Origin of the sequence: Bacillus cereus group sp. Bc031 (assembly GCF_027716265.1) — a bacterium.
Taxonomy (GTDB): Bacteria; Bacillota; Bacilli; order Bacillales; family Bacillaceae_G; genus Bacillus_A; species Bacillus_A paranthracis.
On the sequence record NZ_JAQFUL010000063.1, the window covers coordinates 1 to 19,703 of the forward strand.

The window sequence follows — 19,703 nt, forward strand, 5'->3', positions numbered from 1 at the left end:
CCTGTTGAATACAGAAATCATCTTCTTGATGCCGCCTAACTTTTTTTAAAATGTCCTTTACAAAGGGTACGGATTACAGATTACTCTTCTTTTTTTATGTCCATAAGAGGGAGAATCTATTCTGAGAAAGCTTAACTGGTGATGATAATAGTTCATGACAGATAGGCATTATCTATTTATTAAGGTCTCGACCTATATGAATTTGTATTTCAAAATAATGGTTGACAGTCTTTTGAAGCGATAGGTAGAATAGAAGGTGTCTGATTCTGAGAATCATTATCAGAAAAGGGCCGACTCATTTAATTTTTTTATTGCTATTTGAGAATGAATTTCATTTCATTAAATTAAACATATGTTGTTGGTTAGGATGGTTGAGGGATGGAAGCGAGCGCAAGGAGTATAGAACAGCAAGATGTGAATGTTAAAGAGATTAAGAGCAGGCTGCTCATTGCTTCTATTATTTTAGTAGCAGGTACAATTTTGTTAGCTTTAAGCATGGCACTGTCTATTTCGTTTGGTGCTGCAGATATTAGTTTAAAGACTGTATGGCAAGCTGTATTTCAGTTTGACGGTTCTATTACGCATCATAATGTAATTCAAGAACTTCGCATGCCTAGAGCAATAGGGGGCGTAGTAGCAGGTGCCTTTTTAGCGGTATCAGGAGCAATTATGCAAGGTATGACGCGAAATCCACTTGCATCACCATCGTTAATGGGGATTACAGATGGAGCTGTATTTGGAATTGCAATTATGTATGCATTCTTCCCTAATTCATCTTATTTAATGTTCGTCATCGCATCTTTTATTGGTGCTGCGTTTGGAGCGAGCATTGTATATGGAATTGGATCTTCTTCACCAGGTGGATTAACGCCTGTGAAATTAGCTTTAGCGGGTGCCGCGATTAGTGCTTTATTAGGGGCCATTTCATCTGGAATTGCGCTATATTTCAATCTTGCCCAAGAGGTAAGTATGTGGAATGCAGGCGGAGTTGCTGGAGTGAAATGGGAAAGTATTAATATGTTAGTACCGATTGGTCTAGTTTGTCTCTTCATTGCAATTATGATGTCGAGGTATATTACAATTTTAAGCTTCGGTGAAGAAATTGCGATTGGACTTGGTCAAAATACTACATTAATTAAATTTATCGGGACAGTACTTGTTCTTGTGTTAACAGGTTCGGCAGTTTCTATGGCAGGATCGGTTGGATTTGTTGGCCTTGTCATCCCACATATGACTCGTTTCCTTGTAGGCTCAGACTATAAATGGGTTATTCCATGTTCTGCGGTCTTAGGCGGGCTGTTAATTGAATGTGCAGATATGTTATCTCGCGTTATTAATCCGCCGTTTGAAACGCCAATTGGAGCAATTACAGCGTTAATTGGGGTTCCATTCTTCCTCTACTTAGCACGTAACGAAGGGAGAGGAAAAATGTGAGGACAAGTGTCTTAACAAAAAAGAACGTTTCTGTTTTAACAATTTTAGTAGGATTAATCGTTACTGTATTTTTAGTGAGTTTAAATACAGGGACATTTAAAATACCGCCAATGGACGTATTAAAGTCATTGGTTGGACTCGGGGCTGAAGATCAGTCTGTTATTTTATTTGAATTCCGTATGCCGCGTATGGTCATTGCTATACTAGTTGGATCTGCTTTAGCGATGTCAGGTGCGATTTTGCAAGGGTTATCACGAAATCCACTTGCTGATCCAGGTATTATCGGTATTAACGCTGGAGCGGGATTAACAGTTGTTATCTTTGTCTACTTTTTCTTCGGGAAAGTAGGAACTGGTACATTTTTATCTGTATTCATTCTTCCGTTCTTCGCACTAGTTGGAGCGATATTAGCAGCTGTTATTATTTATTTACTAGCATGGAAAGATGGTGTTTCATCGACTCGATTGATACTGGTTGGTATCGCTGTTGCAGCCGGGTTTGGTGCTGTTAGTTTAATTTTTTCTATGAAGATGACATCTAACGATTTTCGTTTTGCTACGATTTGGTTAGCAGGAAGTCTATGGGGCACAGATTGGAAGTTTGTACTAAGTGTACTTCCATGGATGGTTATTTTCATGCCACTTGCCATTAGTAAAGCTCACATATTAAACGTAATGAACCTAGGCGATTCCACAGCAGTTGGCCTTGGTGTAAATGTAGAAAAAGAAAGACGTAAATTATTATTTATTGCAGTTTGTTTAGCTGGTGCATCTGTCGCTGTTGCCGGAGGAATTGGTTTTATCGGTTTAATGGCTCCGCATTTAGCGAGGCGCCTTGTTGGTGGTAAACATCAAATTATGCTGCCTACGGCTGCACTAATAGGAACGTTTTTACTTTTATTCGCAGACGTAATTTCAAGAAGTGTGTTAACAACTTCAGAAATACCGGTCGGTCTTGTTATTTCTGTAATTGGTGCACCGTATTTCATATACTTACTTATGAGGACAAAATAAAGGGAGGCTTTTTGTATGGCAACTTTAGCAGTTGATGCGGTATCTGTTGGCTATAATGAAGGGTTAATTATTGATGGATTAACAGTTGAAATTCCGGAAGGGAAAATTACAACAATTATTGGACCAAATGGTTGTGGGAAGTCCACATTATTAAAAACGGCTTCTCGTATTTTGAAGGCGAAAAAGGGTACTGTTTATCTTGACGGAAAAGCAATCGAGAAACAGCCAACGAAAGAAATCGCAAAGAAAATGGCAATTTTACCACAGACTGCAGAAGTACCAACTGGCCTTACTGTATTTGAACTCGTTTCATATGGACGCTTTCCTCATCAAAAAGGATTTGGAACGTTGAAAGAAGAGGATTATCGCTACATTCATTGGGCACTTGAAGTGACGGGAATGACAGAATTCGCAAATCGTCCAGCAGAGGCATTATCAGGTGGGCAACGTCAACGCGTATGGATTGCGATGGCTCTTGCACAAGGGACAGAATTACTCGTATTAGATGAACCGACAACGTACTTAGATATGGCTCATCAATTAGAAGTATTAAACTTATTGAAAAAGTTAAATGAAGAAGAAGGTAGAACGATTGTTATGGTTATCCATGACTTAAACCATGCTTCTCGTTTCTCAGATCATATGATTGCACTAAAGGCTGGTAAGTTAATGAAACAAGGAACGCCAGACGAAGTGATGACAAGTGAAACGCTTCGCAGTGTATTTGAGATTGAAGCTCAAATTGTTCCATGTCCAGTAAACTGTAAGCCAATTTGTTTAACGTATGATTTAGCGATGATTAGTAATCAATTGCGTAAAAAAGCATAAGTAGAATCCCCCTCGTAAAGAGGGGGGCTTCTAATGGACGTTGAGCTTCTTATTAGTAAATAGGAAGTTGAACACCCGTTAGAACGGGGGCATAAGCAACAATTAATCAATATATATTTATTAATTGTTAACCTTGTTTCTTATAGTTCACTGTAACTTATAAGAGAAATACAGCTAGAAGGAGTGGGAACATGAAGAATTTTAAAATGGCGTTATTAGCAATGGTACTAGTCGTTACTTCTGTACTATTTGCAGCTTGTTCTAACAAAGAAGAGAAGAAAGCAGATGCGAAGACTGAAGAGCGCACTGTACAACATGCAAAAGGGGAAATTAAAATCCCTGCAAATCCCAAGAAAATTGCTGACCTTAGTGGTTCAACAGAAGAATTATTAATCTTTGGTATGAAACCAATTATTACTGCTAATACATCTCAAGAAAAAATTGATGCACATATTGAAAAGAAATTAAAAGACGTAAAACCAGTTGGTTCTGCTTGGGGAGATAAAATTAACATCGAAGCAGTAGCTGCTGCAAAACCAGACTTAATTCTTGTAAATAATCGTCAAGAAAAGATTTATGATCAATTATCTAAAATTGCACCTACAGTTATGTTAAAAACTCCATTAGACCAATGGCGTCCAAAATTCGAAGAAGTAGGTCAAATCTTCGGTAAAGAGAAAGAAACAAAAGAATGGTTCAAACAGTATGATGAAAAAGCAAGCAAATTACATGATAAAATCGTTGCGAAAACTGGCGATGCTAAATTCATGAAAATGGCTGCATATCCAAACGCTTTCCGCGTATACGGTGACTACGGTTACGGTAGCGTAATCTTTAATGATTTAAAATTACCAGCAGTTAAAGGTACACCAACTGATAAACCTTTAGTACAAGTACAAAAAGAAGCTTTAATCGATTACAACCCAGATTACTTATTCGTATTTACGACTGGTGACGGTTCTCAGCGTCTAAAAGAATTCCAAGAAGAATCAATTTGGAAAAATATGAACGCTGTTAAAAATAACCACGTATTTACAATTAAAAACGAAGACTTAAACAAAGGTTACTTCCCGCTAGGTAAAGAAATGATCTTAGATGAAGTTGCTGAGTTCGTTTTAGGGAAATAATATATAAAAAGAGATCACTTTTACTCCGGTAAAAGTGATTTTTTCTTTATATAAGGGCAATTAATATAGTCTTTCATTTCTTTCTGTTTCCTATTTCGTTTATAATATATAGTAAGAATGCAGTAAAGAAAGGGGGATGTCGGAAAGTGGTATATTTAAACGACAAACTCAGCGAAACAAAAGTGTTTAAAGACCCGGTACATAAATATGTGCACGTGCGCGATCGTGTTATTTGGGATTTAATCGGAACGAAAGAATTTCAACGCTTGCGCCGTATTAAGCAGCTTGGAACGACATTTTTTACATTTCACGGTGCAGAGCATAGTCGCTTTACTCATTCGTTAGGTGTATATGAAATTATTCGTCGTATGATTGATGATGTGTTTGATGGCAGACCGAACTGGAATGCTGAAGATAGATTGTTATGCCTATGTGCGGCATTACTTCATGATGTCGGTCACGGTCCGTTTTCTCATTCGTTTGAAAAAGTATTTTCATTAGACCATGAGAAATTCACGCAAAAGATTATCGTTGGAGATACGGAAATTAATCGTGTATTAAGTCGTGTGGATAAAGATTTCCCACAAAAGGTAGCCGATGTAATTGCGAAAACATCTACTAATAAATTAGCGATTAGCATGATTTCTAGTCAAATTGATGCAGATCGCATGGACTATTTATTAAGGGATGCGTACTTTACTGGCGTAAAATATGGAAACTTTGATATGGAACGTATACTGCGTGTTATGCGTCCGTACGGGAATCAAGTAGTTATTAAAAATAGTGGTATGCATGCTGTTGAGCATTATATTATGAGTCGTTATCAAATGTATTGGCAAGTATATTTCCATCCAGTAACGCGCAGTGCTGAAGTTATTTTAACGAAGATTTTACACCGTGCAAAATCATTGCATGAGAAGTACTATACATTTAAAAATCACCCTGTTCATTTCTATTCTTTATTTGAAGAAGAAGTGACAGTAGAGGATTATTTAAAGTTAGACGAGAACGTTATGTATTATTACTTCCAAGTATGGCAGGACGAAGAAGATCCAATTTTAAGCGATCTATGCCGTCGTTTTATGAATCGAAACCTATTTAAATATGTAGAGTTTACAGATAAGCACGGTTTAGATAATTGGATGGAATTAAGTAGCTTATTTAAAAAGATTGGACTCGATCCAGAATACTATTTAGTAGTTGATTCAACATCAGACTTACCGTACGACTTTTACCGTGCTGGTGAAGAAGAAGAACGTCTGCCAATCTTACTTCTTATGCCAAATGTAGAGCTTAGAGAGCTTTCACGTGAATCGGATATTGTTGAGGCGATTACTGGTAAGAAGAGAAGGGATCAAAAGCTATTCTACCCGCATGATTTAATCTATGAAGATGGAAGAAAAGGAAAATATAAAGAGAGAATCATCGAGTTACTAGAAGGAAAAAAATAAGAAGCAGCTAATGGCTGCTTCTTATAAAAAAACTTGAAATTATTTGTCGCTTAAGCGTTTTCCGCCAACTGCATAATGGTTTTTAGACATTTCTTCGATGAAAACAACGATGTTTTCTTCAGGAGCACCAGTTGTTTCGCTTACTGCTGCTGTTACTTTCTCAGCAAGAGCTTTCTTTTGTTCCTCTGTGCGTCCTTCTAGCATTTTCACTGTTACGTATGGCATATATAATCGCTCCTTTTATGTAAGTTACACTCTTATTATAGCGGATTATGTGGAAGAACAATCGAAAAAACAAATAATTTCTTTTTTGACATATGGAAGAGGAGATGAAATATGGATCAGTTATTTAGATACCCGTTGCACCAAATTCCTTTGGTAGCAATGGCCATTATTATCGCATTATCAGTGCATGAATTTGCGCATGCATATGTAGCATATAAATTTGGAGACGATACAGCAAAGAGACAAGGGCGCTTAACTTTATCGCCGATGGCACATTTAGATCCTATCGGGATGATTGCTGTATTAATTCTTGGTTTTGGTTGGGCGAGACCAGTTCCAGTTAACCCATATAACTTTAAAAGACCTCGTCTTGCAGGTATATTAGTTTCAATTGCAGGACCGATTAGTAACTTAATTTTAAGCGCAATCGGTTTAATTATTTGGTATAGCTTATTAACATTTGGTGTATTAGACTCAATTCCATTTGCAGTAGCAGATACGCTAGCTCAATTTTTTCAGATTTTTATTATGTTGAATATCGTTTTACTTGTCTTTAACTTATTACCAATCCCGCCACTTGATGGATATCGCGTAGTGGAGGATTTAGCACCAACAAATATTCGTGCGAAAATGACACAGTATGAAAAATACGGGGCAATTGCTTTATTAATTCTAGTTATTACACCGCTTAGCAATTACACAATCCAACCTATTTTTAATGTTGTCATTCCATACGTATTTGCATTTTTAAACAGTATTATTGCGCCTATCTTTGGTCTTTTATAATCATTAAGTGAGGAGGAATTTACATATGACAGAGAAAAAGAAAAAAATCGGTTTTAATATCGTGAAAAATGATTCAACAGATGGACATGGTGGTTTTGGCGTTGGGGCATTAAGTCTAGAAAACATTTCACCTGTATTTGTCGATGTACTAGAGAAAACAGCATTTGTTGATATCGGTGCGATGCATGCACGTAGTACAGTAGAAAAAGGTATTAAGTTTTTAACAAATAAAGATGAAGTTCCAAACGGAAAACCATACTGGCTTGTATGGGTAACGATTGAAAGAACAGCAACAGGTGCGTATTACGCAGGTGTAACAGCTTGTGAAATGACAGTTGACCGTGAAATTCGCCGCGGATATAAGTCACTTCCAGAGCACGTAAACAAAATGGATAAATCATTGAAGCGTCACATTATGGTTGAACATATGGACGAATCATCTAAAAAAGTACTTGGTACATTCTTAAAAGAACATAATGAAGCGATTTGGAACGAGTCTAGCGAAGAATTGCGCCGTGCATTATTAAGTGAATAAAAAAAAGGATGTCTCACTAGTCGATTGTTGACTAGTGAGACATCCTTTTTATTTTGGCTTGTTGTATGAAGATATATCGACGATTCGACAAGGAATATCGATTTACCGACAAAGAATGACAATAAAGGCTATTCCACATTTTATTGGAATAGCCTCGTGTGTCACCAAGGAAGATATTTCTTCCACCAACTTGTTTTTTTCTTTTCTTCAGTTGTCTTTTCAAATTCCTCTTTATCATCAACGTGATCCATACAATATTCAGTTGGTTCTGTACCTTTTGCAAAATACATTTTCACTGAAATTGGACAATTTTTTGTAGCGATTTTCCCGTTTTCAGGGTTAATATCGACTGCAACGACGTCACTTGGTTGTTTAAACTCTTTTTTAGGTTGTCCATCTAAGCCTTTCTCCATCGTATCAGTCCATATTCTTTTCGCATAGCCTTGTTCTGCTACGTTTGAAATTGATTTAGGTTGATCATATCCAACCCATACGCCAGTTACGAGTTGCGGGGTAAACCCAATCATCCAACTATCTGTTTCGGTAGAACCAGATTTTCCGGCATAGGTTCTTGATAGTTTAGATAACATTGATTGACCAGTTACAGCAGCATAACTGCTTAGTTTTTTATTAAACATGCCTGTCATCATTTCTTCCATCACAAATGCTTTGCTCTTATCAAGAACTTGTTTACTCTCCAAATGAGCATCGTATAAAATATTTCCTTCATGATCCATAATGCGGCGAATGAAAATAGGTTTTACTTCTTTTCCCCCGTTTGCGAACATGCTATAAGCGTTAACCATTTCAATTGGTTTTACAGGAGATGTACCGAGCGCGAGGGAAGGGACATCTTTTAATGCACTTTTAATGCCGAATTGCTTCGCCGTTTTTGTAAGAATGTCTTCGCCTAAAAATAAATTGGTCTTCACGGCATATACGTTATCAGAGACCGCAAGAGCTTGCGCCATTGTTACAAAATCGTCTGCATAATAGTCTTTATAGTTTTTCGGTTTATACTTTGAAACACCGTCACCTAAAGTGAACACGGTATATTCGCTTTTTAAGCGCGTAGCAGGGGTGAATCCTCGTTCTAATGCCGCATAATATAGAAATGGCTTAAATGTAGATCCAGGCTGGCGAGTGGCCTGTGTAGCCCTGTTAAATTGACTTGTATTATAATCAGTTCCACCAACAAGGGCAGCTACTTCACCTGTTTTTGGATTCATAGAGACGAGCGCAGTTTGTATGTTTGTCGTGTCAGGTATGTGGTCTTTTACAGCTTGTTCTGCAACCGATTGTAATTTTGGGTCTAGCGTTGTATAAATACGCAAGCCGCCTTTTTGTAAGGCTTGCTCATCTAATCCGATATCACGAAGAAGAGAAGCTTGTACAGCATCTTGGAAAAAAGGCGCAACCTCTGCGACTTTTTTCGTATCTAATGAAGCGAAAGTTAGTGATTCTTTCTTTGCTGAAGCTGCTTGTTTCTTCGTAATATAGCCTTGTTCTACCATTTCATCTAATATAAGAGATTGTCGTTCTTTCGCACGATCTTTTTTTAAAAAGGGAGAGTAGACACTAGGTCCTTTTGGTATACCCGCGAGCATACTAGCTTCCGCTAATGTTAATTCTTTTGCTGTTTTATCAAAATATAGACGGGACGCAGCTTCGATTCCATAAGCACCATGCCCGTAATAAATTGTATTTAAATATCCTTCTAAAATATGATTTTTATTATAATTCACTTCAAGACGGATTGTGTACATTGCTTCTAATAGTTTACGTTTCCACGTTTTATCATGATCTAAGTATAGGTTACGGGCATACTGTTGTGTAATCGTACTAGCGCCTTGGACTTTTGCCATCGCTTTTAAATCAGCAACAATGGCACCAACGATACGCTTCATATCAAAGCCATGATGTTTGTAGAATCTTTGATCTTCGATAGAAAGTGTTGCCTCTTTTACATAAGGAGAAATTTCATTGAGAGATACATTGTATCGTTTTTGCATCTCATTACTTTGTCCTATAACAGTGTCATCATTAGCATAAAAGACACTTGTTTGCGGGACAGCGACAGGAGGAGGTCCCATAATTTTTGCAACTATAATAATAACAAAAAAGGAAAAAACGAAAAAAAGAACAGAAGAAAACATTACGGTGAAGAAAAGACGTTTATATTTTTTAAGTTTTGGATTCATAGTTTGATCCATCTTTTTCAGCCCCTCATTCATACAAACATTATTGTATTAGTATTGAGGGTTTTCGATTATTTTAAACAATGAAATTTCGAAAATAAAGAGCTCCTTCAATTAAGAAAGGAGCTCAAATGCACGTGCTGGCCAATCGGTAATAATGACATCTACGCCATAATCAATCATAGTTTGTAAATCTTTGTATTCGTTAATTGTATAAGGGCGGAAAACATACCCTTGTTTTTGCGCGAGTTGAACAAATTCCTTTGTTAGTAGTTGAAAGTTTGGGTGTAAACCAGTTGCATCTCTATTTTTTGCTTCGGCGATAGGATTAGCAAGTGGTGTATCATATAAAATTGCTCTTGGGATTTCAGGAGCAATTTCTGCTAATAATGAAACAGAGTCGTGATTAAATGAAGAGAATACAATTTGATTAGAAAGATGATATTCTCGAACGAGAGCAACAACTTTTTCTTCAATGTTTGGATAGTGAATGACATCTGTCTTTAACTCAATGTTGAGCTGTAACTTTGTTGTAGATAACCAAATGAATACTTCGCGTAACGTTGGGATTTTTGCTTCATGGAAAGAAGGATCTTTATGGCTGCCGGCATCTAAAGCTTGTAACTCTTCTACCGTTTTTTCAGAGACAAGACCTACATCATTCGTTGTACGATCGACTGTTTCATCGTGAATTACGACAAGTTCACCATCTTTTGATAGGTGGACATCAAGTTCAATGCCATGGGCGCCGATGCGTTCAGCTTCTTGGAAGGCAATCATCGTATTTTCTGGATGTGTTCCTTTTACGCCGCGATGAGCGAAAATAAGTGGTTTACTCATGTGAAATTCTCCTTATCATTTCTTTTCTTTCATTATGAAACTGCTTTTGAAAAAATACAATTTAATATGAAAAACATTTACAAAAGTCTAACAGTTGCACAAAAGTTAACGTTAACGTAAAATGTAATAATTGAGTGAAGGGAGGAATAAACATGTATAAGATTGATGAAGTTACAAAGCAAGTTGGTTTAACAAAACGTACACTTCGTTATTATGAGGAAATTGGTTTAATTCATCCCCCAGAACGTAGTGAGGGGAACATTCGCCTGTATACAGACGAAGATATCGCTAGAATTAAAAGAATTGTGGAAGCGAAAGAAGTGTTAGGGATTACGCTTCAAGAAATGCAACATTTTTTATCATTAAAAGAAAGAATGGAGCAAAGAAGAAATAGTGAGAATCCCCGTGATCGTGAAGTGATTCAAGAAATTAAAGAGATGCTTGAAAAACAAGTGCAAACGCTAGACGAGAAAATGGAGCAAATGCAGCGTGTAAAGGGAGAACTTGAAGACAGCTTACATCGTGCAGTGACATTTTTAGAGAATACAAAAGGAGAGTAATCAAAATGGAGAGCAAACAAAAACTAGGGAGATTGATTACAGTGTTGGCTACTTTCCTTGCCTTTTCAGGTATAGGGGTAGTCGATCCAATTTTGCCAATTATTGCTGAAAAGATTGGTGCATCGCATTGGCAAGTAGAGATGTTATTTACAGCGTATATTTTGACGATGGCAATTATGATGTTACCAGCTGGAATATTTGCATCGAGATTTGGTGATAAACGAATGATGACAATCGGTCTTGCCATCGTGACTGTATTTGCGTTTATATGCGGTATATCGCAAACGATTGCTCAGTTATCTCTTTTCCGCGCTGGATGGGGATTAGGGAATGCGATGTTCTTCGCAACGGCGATGACTTTATTGATTGCATTAAGTAAAGAAGTTCATGAAGCGGTAGGGTTATATATGAAGCAGCTATCGGTTTAGGAATGGCAGGTGGACCATTATTAGGCGGGATATTAGGTGGACATTCTTGGCGTTACCCATTTTTTGCGACGAGTATTTTAATTTTCTTAGCATTTATTTTAGTTTTCTTCTTTGTGAAAGAACCAGAGCGAAAAGTGAAGCGTAAAGCGGCAGGCGTAGGGGAATTACTTAACCTGGTGAAGTATAAGCCGTTTATGCAAGGCGCCATTTCAGGAATGTTATACTACTACGGATTTTTCGTTGTGTTAGCATATTCACCACTTATTATGCATTTATCTGCTATTCAATTAGGTTTTGTATTTTGTGGATGGGGACTCGCGTTAGCTTACGGTTCTGCAATTTTAGCACATAAGCTAGAAGGGAAATATGAGCTGAAAACATTGTTGAAAGGCAGTTTACTCGTATTTGCGCTGTTCTTAATTGCACTATTCTTCGTGAAAATTATGTGGTTACAAATTGTATTAATTGTTCTATCAGGATTAGCATCAGGATTAAATAATGCATTATTTACAAGTTATGTAATGGATATTTCACCTTATGAAAGATCTGTTACATCTGGTGTTTATAACTTCGTTCGTTGGTTAGGTGGCGCAATTGCTCCGACTTTATCAGGAATTATCGGTCATACTGTTTCACCACAAAGTCCGTTTTTAGTAGGTGGAATCGTGGTGTTAGTTGGTTGTATTATGATCCTAATTCCAATTCGTAAACCAGTAGAAATAGAGACAAAAGCCCTTTCTTAAGAAAGGGTTTTCTTTCCTTTTACGGTGCAAACCCTTCCTGCACATATGTTAGAACCCTCTGACTAAAATATATTTTCGGTATTTTGTACTTTTAACTATACATTTTGGATGTTTTGTTTTATTTTTGTTAGGGGACATTAATGATGTCCCTATTATAAATTTGCATTGAAAGGCGTGATTGTACGATGGAACTATGGTTCACTGAAAAACAAACAAAACATTTTGGGATTACGGCGCGTATTAACCGCACATTACATACGGAGCAAACAGAATTCCAAAAACTTGATATGGTTGAAACGGAAGAGTTCGGAAACATGCTTATTTTAGATGGCATGGTTATGACAACAGAAAAAGATGAGTTCGTTTATCATGAAATGGTAGCGCACGTACCTTTATTTACACATCCAAACCCTGAAAACGTATTAGTTGTTGGTGGCGGCGATGGCGGTGTTATTCGTGAAGTGTTAAAACACCCAAGCGTAAAGAAAGCAACTCTTGTTGAAATCGATGGAAAAGTAATTGAGTACTCTAAACAGTACTTACCATCAATTGCAGGTGCATTAGATAATGAGCGTGTAGAAGTGAAAGTAGGAGACGGTTTCCTACATATCGCAGAAAGCGAAAATGAATATGACGTAATTATGGTAGATTCTACTGAGCCAGTAGGACCAGCAGTAAACTTATTTACAAAAGGCTTCTACGCTGGAATTTCAAAAGCGTTAAAAGAAGATGGTATTTTCGTTGCACAAACGGACAACCCTTGGTTTACGCCAGAACTAATTACAACTGTGTTTAAAGATGTAAAAGAGATTTTCCCAATTACTCGTTTATACACAGCGAACATTCCAACTTACCCAAGCGGCCTTTGGACGTTCACAATCGGATCTAAAAAACATGATCCATTAGAAGTAAGTGAAGAGCGTTTCCACGAAATCGAAACGAAATACTACACAAAAGAATTACACAATGCAGCATTCGCATTACCGAAATTTGTTGGCGATTTAATTAAGTAAGAGAATCGCACGGAACAAATAAAGTGTAAATAGCTCATTTAAGGTGTTTGTCCAGAAGACTTGAACATGCTAGCTATTTACACTTCTGTAAAGAAAATTGTCTTCTTTGTATGAAATAGAAGACCCGGTAAATCGAGAAAGAGGAGCAACTCGCTCCAAATTTGAGAAATAATGAAAGGTTGGGATACCTTAAGTTCCACATAAGGAGGAAAAGAATATGCGTTTTGATGAAGCTTATTCAGGTAAAGTATTTATTAAAAGTCATCCAAGTTTTGAAGAGTCAAAGGTAGTTATTTATGGGATGCCTATGGATTGGACAGTAAGTTACCGTCCGGGATCTCGTTTTGGCCCTGCACGTATTCGTGAAGTATCAATCGGTCTTGAAGAATATAGTCCGTATTTAGATCGTGAACTAGAAGAGGTAAAATATTTTGATGCGGGTGATATTCCATTACCATTCGGAAACGCACAACGCAGCTTAGACATGATTGAAGAGTATGTATCAAAACTTTTAGATGCCGATAAGTTTCCACTAGGTCTCGGCGGTGAGCACTTAGTGTCTTGGCCAATTTTTAAGGCAATGGCAAAAAAATATCCGGATTTAGCAATCATCCATATGGATGCTCATACTGATTTACGTGAATCGTATGAAGGGGAGCCTTTATCCCACTCTACACCAATTCGTAAAGTGTGTGATTTAATTGGTCCGGAAAACGTATATTCTTTCGGAATTCGTTCTGGAATGAAGGAAGAATTTGAATGGGCGAAAGAAGTAGGTATGAACTTATATAAATTTGACGTATTAGAACCGTTAAAAGAAGTATTACCGAAACTTGCAGGACGCCCAGTCTATGTCACAATCGACATTGATGTATTAGACCCAGCTCACGCTCCAGGAACAGGAACGTTAGAAGCTGGTGGTATCACATCTAAAGAATTATTAGATTCCATCGTAGCAATTGCAAATTCAAATATAAATGTAGTTGGAGCAGACTTAGTAGAAGTAGCTCCTGTCTACGACCATAGTGATCAAACACCAGTCGCAGCAAGCAAATTCGTGCGGGAAATGCTGCTCGGTTGGGTGAAGTAAAAGCGGAATCGGCTCGCCCAGAATGTGAGGGGGATGGAGCTTCAGACATAGAGGCGTTTTTTGCCTCGAAGGAAGAAGCGAAGCCACCGATCATTCTAGCCGATGCAGCTAGATAAAATAAAAGTGAAGCCGACTGTTTAGACGCAAGGGTCTAAACAGTCGTAGCTTGGATAAAATAAGAGCCCTCTATATGATTAGAGGGCTCTTATTTTGTCGTTATGTGTCGGTAAGTCGATATATTTAAAAAATCGCTGATAAAATTCGAGTTGCGCCGATATATTTAAAAAATCGCCGATATAATTCGAGTTGCGCTGATATATTTAAAAAATCGCCGATATAATTTCATTTACCATCACGCAACACAAAAAAGAGCTATTCCCAAACAACGGGAATAGCTCTTTTTCTTATGCAACCTTCTCTTCTGAAGGGATGCCGCGAATTTCATCAGCAGAACGAATTGGATATTTACGGAACAAGATTGATCCGATGTATCCAACAATAGTGGTAACGATTCCACATAATACAGCAGCAATTGTTACTTTTACAACGTCATTAAATCCGAATAAAACAAGAAGTCCTGGGATTGGTGATGCTGTTCCTGGTGCATTATTAACGAGCTGGAATAGAGATGTAATAATACCAGCAAGTGCACCGCCAACGAAGTTTGTCGCATAAATTGGAATTGGATTTGCTGAAACAACATCGGCTTGTGTTAAAGGCTCGATTGCTACAGCAATTGTGTCTTTCTTTGAACAAATCTTTAGTCGTTTAAAGAAAATAAAGTTCATTGGGGCTGAGGCTGCTACGGCAAGACTACCAATTGCCATTGGTAAACCTGTTAATCCAAGCATTGCAGTGAGTGCCATAGAACTCAGTGGAGAGGTAGAAATAACTGTTATTAATCCACCAAGCATAATACCCATGATAATAGGGCTTTCTGTAGTTGCAACTGAAATCATAGAACCGATTTTGCCGAGTGTTGCGTTAACGAGCGGATCCATAAGCATTGCCATTCCGCGTGAGATTGGTGCAGCGATAAATAAAATTGCTAAAAACTCTACACCAGCCGGTAATTTCTTTTCGAGAAATTTCACGACGAAGGCACAAACGTATCCAGCGAAAAATCCTGGTAAAATACCAAATCCACTAGTAGCGATACCGATTAAAACAGCATATACGGGGGAAACACCGATTGCTAATGCGACTAAAATCGCTGCTGCGACACCGCTCATACTACCGGAAGCTTCTCCTACTGATTGTAAAAAGTCATTATGAAACATTTCTCCACCTATATAACGATGAAATGCTTCAATAAGAAAACTTGCGATTGCTGCATTAGCTAAAGCACCCATTGCTTTCATGCCGTAAGGAGCACGGTAACTAAAAAGTGTAAATAGACAAAGTACAACAAGTAATAGTGCTAAACCTTGCAAGATAGCCATTTGAAAACTGTCTCCTTTGATTTTTGTAATAAAAATTCGTATCATTCAATAATAATATAAAAGTGTATGAAACGGAAAAATTTTTTCTTGGGAACTTGCTGCAAGAAAAAATCCCTTACAATAATGTAAGGAAAGTGTAAGACTTTTAGATAGAGTATAGTATGCCATTTTTCGTATAATACAAGTATAGATATATGACTAGGGAAAAAGAAGTGCAAACAGGAGGTTCATGTATGAAATTGGTAATTAAAGTTTTAGCTGTATTCGCCATTATTCTAGGTGGAACAGCGTATTATTTGAACACAAAAACAGAAGGTGTACATGCTTTTGTAGACAACTTCTTTTCAAATAAAGAAATACAAGATTATTATGCGGTTATAGATAAAGGTGAGAAAAAAGACGGAGAATACTTGTATACTTTTAAAGGGTATACAGAAGACGGAAAGTTACAGGTTATTAAAAGAATGATGAACCGTGAATTGCATACGGGTGCTTTTATAAAAATTTATGCAAAAGGTATGCAAGGAAAAGGATGGGCTGAAATCCCGAAAGAATCAATTCCGCAAAAAGCGTTGGAAAAAATAGAAAAACGATAAAAGGAGCGACTCATTCGCTCCTTTTTTAGTGCGTTAAAATAGTGATAGATGTTTTTTCTTTGTTAGAAATGATTGTTGCACGTCCGCCAATTGGGAAAGTGAAAATCGGGGTTGTATGACCGAAACTTGCGTTTGCAATGATAGGGATATGTGCAAGCTCAGGCTTTGAAGCAATCATTTCTTGCACGTCTTCTATCGTACATTCTGCGCCTTTTTGCATCTTTCCTATAACGATGCCTTTTACATGTTCAAAATCTTGCTGCTGCATAAGAGAATGTAAATATCGATCAAAAGTTTTAAGAGTAGCTCTCCCAGTTAAACTATCCTCTTCAAGAAATAAAATTTTATCCTTTAAGTTTGGCATATATGGTGTACCTTGCAGTAAGTTCAATGTGCTCATATTACCACCGATAATATCTCCCGTAGCTTCTCCTTCGTGAATCGAAACGTATCCTTCATTCTTAATAAACTCTCGATTTTCCTGATCAATGTACCAAGAATCATCACTCCATGTTTCAGATGGTAGGACTTCAATAGGCTCATTAGAAGTTACGCATTTTAAAAAGTAATCTGTTGTATACTCGAGCCCTTTCTCCATTCCAAATGAAGAGAAATGGGGACCTGAATATGTAACAAGTCCTGTTTTAGTGTAAATTGCATTATTTAGTGCAGTGATATCCGAATAGCCACAGAAAAATTTCGGGTTTTCTCGAATTAAATCGTAATCGAGATGTTTTAATAAGCCATTAGAATTGTATCCTCCAAGTGTCGTCAAAATGGCTTTTACATTCGGATCTTTAAATGCTTCGTGAAGGTCTTGAACGCGTGAAGAAATAGAAGAGGAAGCAAATCTGTCTATCTCATCAGCATATGTTGAAAATGTAACGTGAAAGCCCATTTCGGTTAACCTTTTTACAGCAAGCTTCCTGTTTTCAGTTGAGACAATACTTAAACTACAAGATGGTGAAATAACTCTAATTTCATCACCTTTTTTCAATTTTGTTGGTAGCACTTCATTCACCCCTTTAAATGAAAGAATATTTAGATTTAAAAAACATTTTATCATATGAAATAAAGTGAGAGTGAATTATGTTTTGAAATGGAGTTTTCCTGATTTTTCAGCAGACAGACAGAGGTTTTTTTTGATATGATAGGAAAAGTGATTTATTATAAGTAGTATTTAATATCTATAACATTTGAAAGGTGTGCAAGACGTGGAGAAACAACTTGCAGGCTTGCCGGTACACGTTCATTTCGTAACAGAAATCCGTGAAGGGGCGAGGAAGGAAACCGTTGCTTTTGAAGCAAATGGTCAATACTATGTAAAAGGTCAAGGTACATACGTAACATTCCAAGAGCCGAACGAACAAGGCGAAGTGAAAACAATTATTAAAATCCAAGATGAACAAGTTCTCATTATGCGTTCAGGTGCTGTTTCGATGCGTCAAACGCATGTGAAAGGTGAATGGACAACTGGTACGTACACGAGTGAACTTGGTACGTTTGCATTGCAAACAAAGACTGATAACGTTCTTTTTAAATGGTCGGATGAAAAGAAAAAAGGACAACTCTTCTTAACGTACGCATTGCTTCTAAGTGAACAAGAAGCTGGCAGATATACAATTACGATTAATTTGAAGGAGGCAAAATAATGAATTCTTTAGAACAAGTAAAAGGATTAATTAAAGAAGAAATTCAAGCTGCTGTATTAAAGGCAGAATTAGCGACAGAAGAACAGATTCCAAACGTTGTATTAGAATCTCCAAAAGATAAAACAAATGGTGACTTCTCTACAAATATGGCAATGCAACTTGCACGTGTTGCGAAAAAAGCACCTCGTATGATTGCAGAAGAATTAGTTGCAAACTTCGATAAAGCAAAAGCTTCTATTGAAAAGATTGAAATCGCAGGTCCTGGTTTCATTAACTTCTACATGGATAATAGCTACTTAACAGACTTAATCCCAACGATCGTTAATGCTGGTGAAGCTTACGGTGAAACGAATACTGGTAAAGGTGAAAAAGTACAAGTTGAGTTCGTATCTGCGAATCCAACAGGTGACCTTCACTTAGGACATGCACGTGGTGCAGCAGTAGGTGACACGTTATGTAACTTATTAGCAAAAGCAGGATATGATGTATCTCGTGAGTACTACATTAATGATGCTGGTAACCAAATCCATAACTTAGCTCTTTCTGTTGAAGCTCGTTACATGCAAGCTTTAGGCTTAGAGAAAGAAATGCCAGAAGACGGATACCATGGTGCGGACATCATTGCAATTGGTAAGCGTTTAGCTGAAGAGTTTGGCGAGCGTTATGCGAAAGCTGATGAAAAAGAAAGTTATGAATTCTACCGTGAGTACGGTTTAAAATATGAGTTAGCAAAACTTCAAAAAGACTTAGAAAGTTTCCGTGTTAAATTTGATGTATGGTTCTCAGAAACATCATTATACAAAAACGGAAAAATCGATCAAGCTCTTGCTGTATTAAAAGAGCGCGACGAGATTTTTGAAGAAGACGGTGCAACTTGGTTCCGCTCAATGACTTACGGTGATGATAAAAACCGTGTATTAATTAAAAACGACGGTTCTTACACGTACTTAACGCCAGATATCGCGTATCACCGTGATAAATTAGAGCGTGGTTTCGATAAGTTAATCAACATTTGGGGTGCTGACCACCACGGTTACATTCCACGTATGAAAGCTGCTATTCAAGCGCTAGGTTACGATAAAGAAACATTAGAAGTAGAAATCATCCAAATGGTACAACTGTATCAAAATGGTGAGAAAATGAAAATGAGTAAGCGTACAGGTAAAGCAGTTACACTTCGTGAGCTTATGGAAGAAGTAGGTGTGGACGCAATGCGTTACTTCTTCGCAATGCGTAGCGGTGATTCTCATTTAGACTTCGATATGGACTTAGCTGTATCAAAATCTAACGAAAACCCAGTATACTATGCACAATACGCTCACGCTCGCGTATGCAGTATCCTTCGTCAAGGTGAAGAATTAGGATTAGCTACAGGCGGAGACGTGAACTACAAACTTGTTACTTCTGAGAAAGAAGTAGAGTTACTGAAAAAACTTGGTGAATTCCCAGCAGTAGTTGCGGATGCAGCACAAAAACGTTTACCACACCGTATTACAAACTATGCATTTGAATTAGCAGCAACATTACACAGCTTCTACAATGCAGAAAAAGTATTAAACCAAGATAACTTAGAATTAAGTAAAGCTCGCTACGAGTTAATGAAAGCAGTACGCACTACACTTCAAAACGCATTAGCAATCGTAGGAGTATCTGCACCAGAAAAAATGTAATGAAGAAAAGCGGAGCCGATTTTTCGCTTTCAGTAAAAGGCAATCACATGATGTTGTGATTGCCTTTTTGTA

General features: G+C 37.4%; 18 protein-coding genes and 1 pseudogene. 14 read left to right on the forward strand and 5 right to left on the reverse strand.

The features are described from left to right. Positions 1-378: 378 nt before the first annotated feature. The 5 genes from PDQ33_RS20825 (at position 379) to PDQ33_RS20845 (ending at position 5,853) form a co-directional block, all read left to right on the forward strand. Complete coding sequence (locus tag PDQ33_RS20825; RefSeq protein ID WP_270756510.1) at positions 379-1,434, forward strand: FecCD family ABC transporter permease; 1,056 nt, start codon at positions 379-381, stop codon at positions 1,432-1,434. Then, positions 1,431-2,447, forward strand: a complete 1,017-nt coding sequence (locus PDQ33_RS20830; protein WP_001260778.1) for a FecCD family ABC transporter permease — start codon at positions 1,431-1,433, stop codon at positions 2,445-2,447. The genes PDQ33_RS20825 and PDQ33_RS20830 overlap by 4 nt, the downstream gene beginning before the upstream one ends. Positions 2,448-2,462: 15 nt before the next feature. Beyond that, positions 2,463-3,275 carry an ABC transporter ATP-binding protein gene (locus tag PDQ33_RS20835; RefSeq protein WP_000212064.1) on the forward strand — a complete coding sequence of 271 codons (813 nt, stop codon included), beginning with the start codon at positions 2,463-2,465 and terminating at the stop codon, positions 3,273-3,275. A gap of 191 nt (positions 3,276-3,466) precedes the next feature. Further along, a complete protein-coding gene (locus PDQ33_RS20840) occupies positions 3,467-4,402 on the forward strand; it encodes an ABC transporter substrate-binding protein (RefSeq protein ID WP_000787746.1) in 936 nt (311 codons plus the stop codon). 146 nt (positions 4,403-4,548) lie between these two features. Then, positions 4,549-5,853, forward strand: a complete 1,305-nt coding sequence (locus PDQ33_RS20845; RefSeq protein ID WP_270394751.1) for an HD domain-containing protein — start codon at positions 4,549-4,551, stop codon at positions 5,851-5,853. Positions 5,854-5,892: 39 nt separating this feature from the next. Here the strand turns inward: PDQ33_RS20845 and PDQ33_RS20850 are convergent, their stop codons facing one another. Then, positions 5,893-6,078 (reverse strand): 2-hydroxymuconate tautomerase, encoded by a 186-nt coding sequence (locus tag PDQ33_RS20850; protein ID WP_001147171.1) that lies wholly within the window; start codon positions 6,076-6,078, stop codon positions 5,893-5,895. 111 nt (positions 6,079-6,189) lie between these two features. Here PDQ33_RS20850 and PDQ33_RS20855 point away from each other — a divergent pair, with 111 nt between their 5' ends. Next, positions 6,190-6,864, forward strand: a complete 675-nt coding sequence (locus tag PDQ33_RS20855) for a site-2 protease family protein (RefSeq protein WP_000372461.1) — start codon at positions 6,190-6,192, stop codon at positions 6,862-6,864. Between the two features lie 25 nt (positions 6,865-6,889). Then, entirely contained in the window at positions 6,890-7,399 is a 510-nt protein-coding gene (locus PDQ33_RS20860; RefSeq protein ID WP_000136688.1) for a YwhD family protein, read from the forward strand. Between the two features lie 161 nt (positions 7,400-7,560). On the opposite strand, the gene PDQ33_RS20865 is transcribed toward PDQ33_RS20860, so the two are convergent. Further along, complete coding sequence (locus PDQ33_RS20865) at positions 7,561-9,612, reverse strand: transglycosylase domain-containing protein (RefSeq protein WP_270756512.1); 2,052 nt, start codon at positions 9,610-9,612, stop codon at positions 7,561-7,563. A 99-nt stretch (positions 9,613-9,711) separates the two neighbouring features. Further along, a complete protein-coding gene (locus PDQ33_RS20870; RefSeq protein ID WP_270394748.1) occupies positions 9,712-10,437 on the reverse strand; it encodes a glycerophosphodiester phosphodiesterase in 726 nt (241 codons plus the stop codon). A gap of 152 nt (positions 10,438-10,589) precedes the next feature. On the opposite strand from PDQ33_RS20870, the gene PDQ33_RS20875 reads away from it, so the two are divergent. The 4 genes and pseudogenes from PDQ33_RS20875 (at position 10,590) to speB (ending at position 14,271) form a co-directional block, all read left to right on the forward strand. Further along, positions 10,590-10,997, forward strand: a complete 408-nt coding sequence (locus tag PDQ33_RS20875) for a MerR family transcriptional regulator (protein ID WP_000276568.1) — start codon at positions 10,590-10,592, stop codon at positions 10,995-10,997. A 5-nt stretch (positions 10,998-11,002) separates the two neighbouring features. Then, positions 11,003-12,168: pseudogene (locus PDQ33_RS20880) on the forward strand (MFS transporter). Between the two features lie 185 nt (positions 12,169-12,353). Next, positions 12,354-13,181 carry a polyamine aminopropyltransferase gene (speE, locus tag PDQ33_RS20885; protein WP_000424696.1) on the forward strand — a complete coding sequence of 276 codons (828 nt, stop codon included), beginning with the start codon at positions 12,354-12,356 and terminating at the stop codon, positions 13,179-13,181. Between the two features lie 217 nt (positions 13,182-13,398). Next, positions 13,399-14,271, forward strand: a complete 873-nt coding sequence (gene speB, locus PDQ33_RS20890) for an agmatinase (protein ID WP_001209831.1) — start codon at positions 13,399-13,401, stop codon at positions 14,269-14,271. 404 nt (positions 14,272-14,675) lie between these two features. Here the strand turns inward: speB and PDQ33_RS20895 are convergent, their stop codons facing one another. Then, complete coding sequence (locus tag PDQ33_RS20895) at positions 14,676-15,713, reverse strand: PTS sugar transporter subunit IIC (protein ID WP_000996321.1); 1,038 nt, start codon at positions 15,711-15,713, stop codon at positions 14,676-14,678. A gap of 233 nt (positions 15,714-15,946) precedes the next feature. Between PDQ33_RS20895 and PDQ33_RS20900 the strand changes: the two genes are divergently transcribed. Beyond that, a complete protein-coding gene (locus tag PDQ33_RS20900; protein WP_016719024.1) occupies positions 15,947-16,309 on the forward strand; it encodes a YxeA family protein in 363 nt (120 codons plus the stop codon). 25 nt (positions 16,310-16,334) lie between these two features. Here PDQ33_RS20900 and PDQ33_RS20905 read toward each other — a convergent pair whose 3' ends face one another. Further along, the gene (locus tag PDQ33_RS20905; RefSeq protein ID WP_000938066.1) at positions 16,335-17,321 is read right to left on the reverse strand and encodes a S66 family peptidase; all 987 of its coding nucleotides are present in this window, start codon (positions 17,319-17,321) and stop codon (positions 16,335-16,337) included. A gap of 202 nt (positions 17,322-17,523) precedes the next feature. Here PDQ33_RS20905 and PDQ33_RS20910 point away from each other — a divergent pair, with 202 nt between their 5' ends. Then, positions 17,524-17,961, forward strand: coding sequence for a DUF1934 domain-containing protein (locus PDQ33_RS20910; protein ID WP_000414867.1), 438 nt, complete (start codon positions 17,524-17,526; stop codon positions 17,959-17,961). Next, complete coding sequence (gene argS / locus PDQ33_RS20915; RefSeq protein WP_270756513.1) at positions 17,961-19,631, forward strand: arginine--tRNA ligase; 1,671 nt, start codon at positions 17,961-17,963, stop codon at positions 19,629-19,631. The genes PDQ33_RS20910 and argS overlap by 1 nt, the downstream gene beginning before the upstream one ends. The last annotated feature ends 72 nt before the right edge of the window (positions 19,632-19,703 follow it).